Annotated in this window: 6 protein-coding genes; 4 read left to right on the forward strand and 2 right to left on the reverse strand. The window is 61.0% G+C overall.

Translation table 11 applies throughout. The features are described from left to right. Positions 1–104: 104 nt before the first annotated feature. Positions 105–1,400 carry a pyruvate dehydrogenase complex dihydrolipoamide acetyltransferase gene (locus ABEB25_RS17810; RefSeq protein WP_345737783.1) on the reverse strand — a complete coding sequence of 432 codons (1,296 nt, stop codon included), beginning with the start codon at positions 1,398–1,400 and terminating at the stop codon, positions 105–107. Positions 1,401–1,449: 49 nt separating this feature from the next. Beyond that, positions 1,450–2,445 carry an alpha-ketoacid dehydrogenase subunit beta gene (locus tag ABEB25_RS17815; protein WP_345737784.1) on the reverse strand — a complete coding sequence of 332 codons (996 nt, stop codon included), beginning with the start codon at positions 2,443–2,445 and terminating at the stop codon, positions 1,450–1,452. A gap of 166 nt (positions 2,446–2,611) precedes the next feature. Here ABEB25_RS17815 and ABEB25_RS17820 point away from each other — a divergent pair, with 166 nt between their 5' ends. Genes ABEB25_RS17820 through ABEB25_RS17835 form a run of 4 tightly spaced genes read left to right on the forward strand, consistent with a single transcriptional unit; the run spans position 2,612 to position 6,673 of the window. Next, positions 2,612–3,658 (forward strand): hypothetical protein, encoded by a 1,047-nt coding sequence (locus tag ABEB25_RS17820; RefSeq protein ID WP_345737785.1) that lies wholly within the window; start codon positions 2,612–2,614, stop codon positions 3,656–3,658. Positions 3,659–3,690: 32 nt separating this feature from the next. Next, entirely contained in the window at positions 3,691–4,797 is a 1,107-nt protein-coding gene (locus tag ABEB25_RS17825) for a hypothetical protein (protein WP_345737786.1), read from the forward strand. A gap of 55 nt (positions 4,798–4,852) precedes the next feature. Beyond that, positions 4,853–5,473, forward strand: coding sequence for a 3-keto-disaccharide hydrolase (locus ABEB25_RS17830; RefSeq protein WP_345737788.1), 621 nt, complete (start codon positions 4,853–4,855; stop codon positions 5,471–5,473). Between the two features lie 21 nt (positions 5,474–5,494). Next, on the forward strand, positions 5,495–6,673 hold the full coding sequence (locus ABEB25_RS17835; protein ID WP_345737789.1) for an outer membrane protein assembly factor BamB family protein: 1,179 nt from the start codon (positions 5,495–5,497) through the stop codon (positions 6,671–6,673). Positions 6,674–7,021 lie beyond the last annotated feature (348 nt).

The raw sequence follows: 7,021 nt of genomic DNA on the forward strand, positions 1-7,021 counted from the left end.
ATGGGACGCAAGCAACCACACCTCCCCCAAACAAAAAACCCCGGACCTCACGGACCGGGGCCTTTCGGAATCAGTCGGACGCGACGCAGCGCGTCCCTACCATGTTAGACCAGCATCAGAGCCGGGCTTTCGATGAACTTGCGCATCTCCGCCAGGAAGGTGGCGGCGACGGCGCCGTCCACCACACGGTGGTCGCCGCTGAGGCCGACCCACATGCGCTGGCCGACGACGATCTGGCCCTTGTCATTGACGACCGGGGCATTGCGGATGCTGCCGATGGCCACGATGGCCGCTTGGGGCGGGTTGATGATGGCGGAGAACTGGTCGATGCCATAGGCACCGAGGTTCGAAACAGTGATGGTGCCGCCGGCGAAGTCATCGGGGCTCAGCTTCTTGTTCTTGGCCTTGCCAGCCAGATCCTTCACACCCTGGCTAATTTCCAGCAGGGTCTTTTTCTCGGCCTGCTTGATGACCGGAGTCACCAGACCGTCCTCAATCGCGATGGCCACACTTAGGCCCACGGACTTGAACTTCACAATCGCGTCGCCATCCCAGGCGGCGTTGATCGCAGGCTGGGCCTGGGCGGCGCGGATGACGGACTTCAGGATGAAATCATTCACCGTGTACTTGTTGCCGCCGGTCTTCTCATTCGTCGCATTCAGGTGCGCGCGGAATTCCATCAGCGGGCCCGCATCCACTTCCATCTGCAGATAGAAGTGCGGGATCTGGGTCTTCGAGGCCAGCAGGCGCTCGGCAATGATGTTGCGCATCGTGCTGGTCGGCACGCGCTCATCTTCCGCACCGTAGGTCGGGCGAATGGTCGGGGCAGCCGCCACGCGGGAACCGCCGGAAGCACCACCCACAGGAGCGTTTTCCACATCGGCACGGACGATGCGTCCGCCAGGGCCGGTGCCCTCAATGCCGGAAAGGTCCACGCCTTTTTCTTCAGCGAGCTTGCGGGCCAGCGGGGAGGCTTTGACACGGGCATTGTTAGACACGGCGCGGCGGTTCGGCTGGGGAGCCGTCGGCAGGCGGGGGCCAGGGGCCGAAACCACCTTCTTCGCGCTGCTGCCAGCCGCAGGTTTTTCCGCCTTCGGCGCCGGGGCCGCAGCGGCCTTGGCCTGGGCGATGATTTCATCCAGATTGGCCGGGGCCTCCTCGCCTTCTTCCAGCACGATGGCCAGCGGGGCGTTCAACGGGGCCTTTTCACCGGCCTGGACGATGATCTTGTGAATCGTGCCCTCAAAAAAGCAGGGCATCTCCATCGTCGCCTTGTCCGTCTCCACATCGGCGATGGCCTGGCCGGTCGTGACTTTGTCGCCTTCCTTGATGCTCCATTTGGCGAGGGTCCCCTCGGTCATGGTGTCACTCAGTTTGGGCATTTCGATGATTTTGGGCATGGCAGGAAAAAAGCGTTGGAAAAGATGAAACGGCGGGGGCGGGCGGGGATCAGCAGATGGACAGGGCTTTGGCGACCACCACTTCTGCCGTCGGCAGTTGCAGGGCCTCCAGCGGCGGGCTGTAGATGGCTGGAGAATCCAGGCTGTTCACACGCAGGACAGGGGCATCCAGTTCATCAAAAAGCTGGGCCTGGATGGTGTAGGCGATCTGGGCACCCACGCCGCAGAAGGGCTTGCCCTCCTCCACGTAGATGGCGCGGTGGGTCTTGGCCACGGAGTTCAAAATGGTCTCCTCATCCAGTGGGCGGATGGTGCGCACGTCCACCACCTCGGCGCTGATGCCGTGCTCCTCTTCCAGGATGCGGGCGGCCTCCAGGCAGGTGATGACCGCGCGGCCATGGGCGATGAGGGAGATGTCCGTGCCCTCGCGCTTCACATCCGCCGTGCCCAGCGGGATGAAAAGCTCGCCACCGGGCAGCTCGTCATTGGCAGGCACATCCCACTCCTCGCCGTAAAGCTTCGTGCTCTCCATGAACATGACGGGGTCATTGTCACGGATAGCGGCCTTCAGCAGGCCCTTGGCATCGTAGGCATTGCTAGGCACCACGCACTTCATGCCGGGGAAGTTCGCCATGATGTTTTCCGGCGTGTGGCTGTGGGTCGCCCCCACGCTGGTGCCGCCGTTGGCCGGGCCGCGGATGACGATCGGGCAGTTGATCTGGCCGCCGGACATGTAACGGACCATGGCGGCGTTGTTGACGATCTGGTCCCAGGCCACCGTATAAAAGCTCCAGAACATCAGCTCCATCACCGGCCGCACGCCCAGCATGGAAGCACCGACGCCCATGCCGATGAACCCAGCCTCGCTGATGGGGGTGTCCACCAGGCGTTTGTCGCCCCACTTGTCCCACAGGCCCTGGGTCACTTTGTAGGCCCCGTTGTATTGGGCCACTTCTTCTCCCATGACGACGACCATGGGATCGCGGGCGATCTCTTCGTCCAGGGCTTCACGGATGGCGTCGCGGTAGGTGATTCGGCGGGGCATTGGGTCTTGAGGGGAGAAAATGGGAAGCCAAGTAGTTCGGCGGCAGAGAGCCAGAGTCAAGAGCAGGAAAATGCCCAAACAGCAACGAATCGCCGCCGCAGCCGGGTGCAAAAGCCGCTTTGCTTTGGCATTGCATCAATCAGGCGGCCAACGCAACATCCGGCTCATGAATTTCCCCCAAAAATTCCTCTCCCTCTTTTTTCTCAGCGTCCTCACCGCCTCCGCAGCAGAACCTAGCGGCCAATGGGTGCCCCCGGCGACCGACGGCACCTCCTGGAAACACCAGCCCACCCAGCTCTCCTTCCCCACCTTTCTGGGCGACTACCGTTTCGCTGGCCACTTTGACTATAAGGACGGCGGCGTGCTGCTGCGTTATGAAAACCCGCAGGAGCAGGGCCGGATGGACGTCTTCCTCTTCAAATCCGAGGTCCCGCTGCCGACCACCGAGGACAAGCACCGCCGCATTCTGGCCGAAATGAGCACCGTCTCCCGGGACATGGAGTCCATGGTCAAGCAAGGTCGTTACAAGAACCTCACCATCGGCGACCCGATCGGCGGAGAGCTGGAGCTTTGGCAAAAGCAGTCCCTGCCCATCGCCACCAGCATCATCACCGCCACCCGCATCGGCACCACCGAAGCAGGCACAGAGGAAGCCGTCGTCCGCCAGTGGCTGGGCATCACCATCCTGGACGACTACCTCATCACCCTGAGGCACATGCGCCCCGCCAGCACTGGAGACGCGGGCGAAGAGGCCATGAAACGGCTGATCGGCCTCATTTTCCAGGTCATCAAGGATCCCTCCCTGCGTGTGCACATCCGCCAGTTGGTCGAGGATTACATGGCCGATCCGTTCTCTGCAAAAGGCGGAGAGGCGGCCGGAGCCGTGCTGGCCTACCTGAAGCAGACCCCCTATTTCCCCATCAACATTCCCGAAGATCCCATCGCCAGCTGGATGGAGCATTGCAAGACCGTCGCCCCAGGCACGGAGGACCACCTGCTGCGGGCCTTCATGCTGGGCAGCGCCAAGGCCGCCTTTGCCGATGGGGATGCCCGCACCTGTTTCAAGGAGGGCGCACGCCAGTTTGCCGTGATTTATCGCAAGCTGGTGGCCGAACACCCGCAGATCACCCGGCCGGAGATGGAGGTGTTTGTCACCCGTGCCGAAAAAGGCGAAGGCGACCTCTGGCTGAAAGAACGCGGCCTGCTGAAGTAGTATTCTCCCACCGCCCCGTGCCCCCATTTTCCATGAAGCCCCTTCTCTTCGCCCTTGCTGGGTTCAGCCTCCTCCAGGCCCAGGCCGCCAGCCTGCAGGCCCCCATTGACCAAATCCGCGCCGTTGCCAAAGAAGGCGAGGGCAATGAAAAGGCCACCGCCGCCTGGAAACAGCTCACGCAGGCCGATCCAGCTACGCTGCCCGAAGTGCTGGCCGGCATGAACGGGGCCAATCCCTTAGCCGAAAACTGGCTGCGGGCCGCCATCGGCGTCATCGCAGATCAGGCCATCGAGGCGAAAAAACTGCCGGTGAAAGGTATCGAGGCATTTTTGCACAACACCAAAAACAGCCCGGCTGCGCGGGTCGTGGCCTTTGACCTGATCCAGCGGGCGGAACCTGAAATGGCCGAAAAGATCACCCCCAGCCTGCTGGAAGATCCCAGCAGCGAACTGCGCCGCCACCCGGTGGCCCGTCTACTGGATGCCGGGGATGAGGCCCTGGCCCAGGACAAGAAGGAGGCCGCCATCGCCGCCTACCAGCAGGCGATGAATAGCGCCCGCGACGAAGACCAGATCAAGATCTTGGCCAAGAAACTGAAGGACCTGGAGAAACCGGTGGATCTGCCGAAACACTTTGGTTTCGTCATGAACTGGAAGCTCATCGCGCCCTTCACCAATGTGGAGCGCAAGGGCTTTGATACCGAGTTCCCGCCGGAGAAGGAGATCAAGCTAGATGCAATCTACCCCGGCAAAAATGCCGATGCCAAGTGGACCGACTTCACCAGCAAGGATGAGTATGGGATGATTGATTTTAACAAGCCCTTCACCCTGCTGAAGGAAGTGACGGGTTACGCCTACGCGGAGTTTGATTCCACCGAGGAGCGCGACGCGCAGATCCGTCTGGGTTGCAAGAACGGCTGGAAAGTCTGGGTCAATGGCGAGCTTCTGTTTGCCCGCGATGAGTACCATCGGGGTGCCAAGCTGGATCAGTACAAACTTCCCGTTAGGCTGAAAAAAGGCAAAAACGCCATCCTTGTGAAGTGCTGCCAGAATGAACAGACCGAGCAGTGGACCGTCGAGTGGCAGTTCCAGCTCCGCGTGTGCGATGCCACTGGAACGGCGATTGCTTCGGCCAAATAAACTTCATTCTCGCGCCCAGTTCATCAAATCTCACCTTCACCCTTATTTGCCCACCATGACTCTCCGCCACCTTCTTCTCCCTTTCGTTGCCATCAGCCTCCTTTCGACCGCCCAGGCGGAGGATTTCACCCCGGAGCCGGGCTTCATCAGCCTCTTCAATGGCAAGGACCTCAGCGGCTGGTGCTTCCGTGAAAAGACCAAGAAGGACAACCCGAATCCAGGGGCGATTTTGGCCAAGTTTGATGGGCAGACCGAGGCCAAGGATGCAGGACGTTACTTCGCCAAGGATGGCATCTTGACGGTGAGCTTTCCCACCGAGGCGGACAAACTCACCGGGCAGTTTTACACCGTCCAGGAGTTCCCGAAAAACTTCATCTTGAAGATGCAATTCCGCGCCTCGGTGAATGCGGACAGCGGTATCTTCATCCGCAAGCCCCAGCTTCAGTGCCGTGACTATCTGGTCGCCGGACCTGACGCCTACAAGACCCTGAAAAACTACAAGGCGCAGGATTGGAACCAGATAGAAGTCACCGTGAAGGACGGAGTCGCCCTCTGCACCTGCAATGGCGAAGTCCTGGAAGCTGCCCTCGCACTCCCCGCCACCGGCCCCATCGGTGTGGAAGGGGATCGTGGTCAGATGGAATACCGCCACATCCAGATCAAGGAACTGCCTTAACTTTTTGCCCCATTGCCTGTCATGTCTCGCCGACTCCTCTTCCCTGCCCTGCTGCTTTCTGCCCTCGGTACGCTTTCCTTTGCCACAGCGGCTGATTGGCCGCAGTTCCGGGGGCCAAATGCATCCGCCGTTTCCACCGAAGCCGCCCCCGGGCCGAAGGTCTCGGTGAACTGGAGTGTGGACCTGCCGGGCCGTGGGCTGAGCAGCCCGATCATCATCGGCGACAAACTCTTCCTTACCTGCGCCAGCGGCCCAGACCAGGCCAATCTGCACGTCTTTTGCTTCAGCACAGCCGATGGCAAAAAGCTGTGGGAGCGTGTGATGAAGTCCACGGGCCGAACCATGACGCATAACAAGACCAGCGTGGCCGCCGCGACGATGTGCAGCGATGGCGAGCGCGTCTTTGCTCTCTATTCGACGAACGATCTCTTCGCCTTTGACCTCACTGGGAATCTCCTGTGGCTGCGTGGCCTCACCTATGATTACGCCAATGCCAGTAACAGCCTTGGCATGTCCTCCTCCCCCGTGGTGTTGGGTGACACTCTGGTCGTGCAGAGCGAAAACGACAGTGAGTCCATCGCTGTCGGCATTGATGTGGCTACGGGCAAAAACCGCTGGAAAAAGGAGCGTCCGAAGGCCGCTAACTGGACCAGTGCTGTCATCTACCAAGATGTCGTCGCCCTCCAGTCCAGCAAGGGGCTCACGGGTATCAACCCACGCACGGGCGATGTGGTGTGGGATTACACCGATGGAGCCTCCACCATCCCGAGTTCTGCCGTCACCCAGACCGCTATTTACATTCCCTCCAACGGCGTCACGGCTGTGGTGCCTGAGAAAGGGGCCGCATCTCAGCTTTGGCGTGCGGCTGGACTGAAACCGGGCACAGGTAGCCCTCTGGTCATCGGTGATTCCATTTACGTGCTCAATGGCACGGGCGTCCTCATCAAGGCCAGTACGGCCAATGGTGACGAAGCCTGGAAACTCCGTCTCAAAGGCCCCTTCTCCGGCTCACCCGTGGCCGCAGGGAAATACATCTACATCGCCAGCGAACGCGGTGACTTTCAGGTCGTGGACACCACCTCCAAGGAAGGCGAGATCGTCCACACCGTGGAGCTTAAAGATACTATTTTGAGCACCCCGGCCATCAGTGATGGGGCTTTGTTCGTGCGCAATGACAAGAAGCTTTGGAAGTTGAAGTGAGGTAGGGAACGTTGTCCCAACGCTCCGGGGATTGGGGACGGAGGGACTTCGATGGGTGGAGCTGATGAGGTGGATCGCTCGGCCTTCGCTGCGGCTGGGGACCAGCCGCCCTACCAAGCCGATGCTCGCTCTCGGGGGTTGAGGTAGGGAGCGTTGTCCCAACGCGCCGGGGTTGGGGAGGCGGAGAGACTTCGATGGCTGGAGCTGGTGGGGCAGATCGTTCGGCCTTCGCTGCGGCTGGGGACCAGCCGCCCTACCAAGCCGATGCTCGCTCTCGGGGGTTGAGGTAGGGAGCGTTGTCCCAACGCGCCGGGGTTGGGGAGGCGGAGAGACTTCGATGGCTGGAGC

It is taken from the genome of Prosthecobacter algae (assembly GCF_039542385.1).
Lineage (GTDB): Bacteria > Verrucomicrobiota > Verrucomicrobiia > Verrucomicrobiales > Verrucomicrobiaceae > Prosthecobacter > Prosthecobacter algae.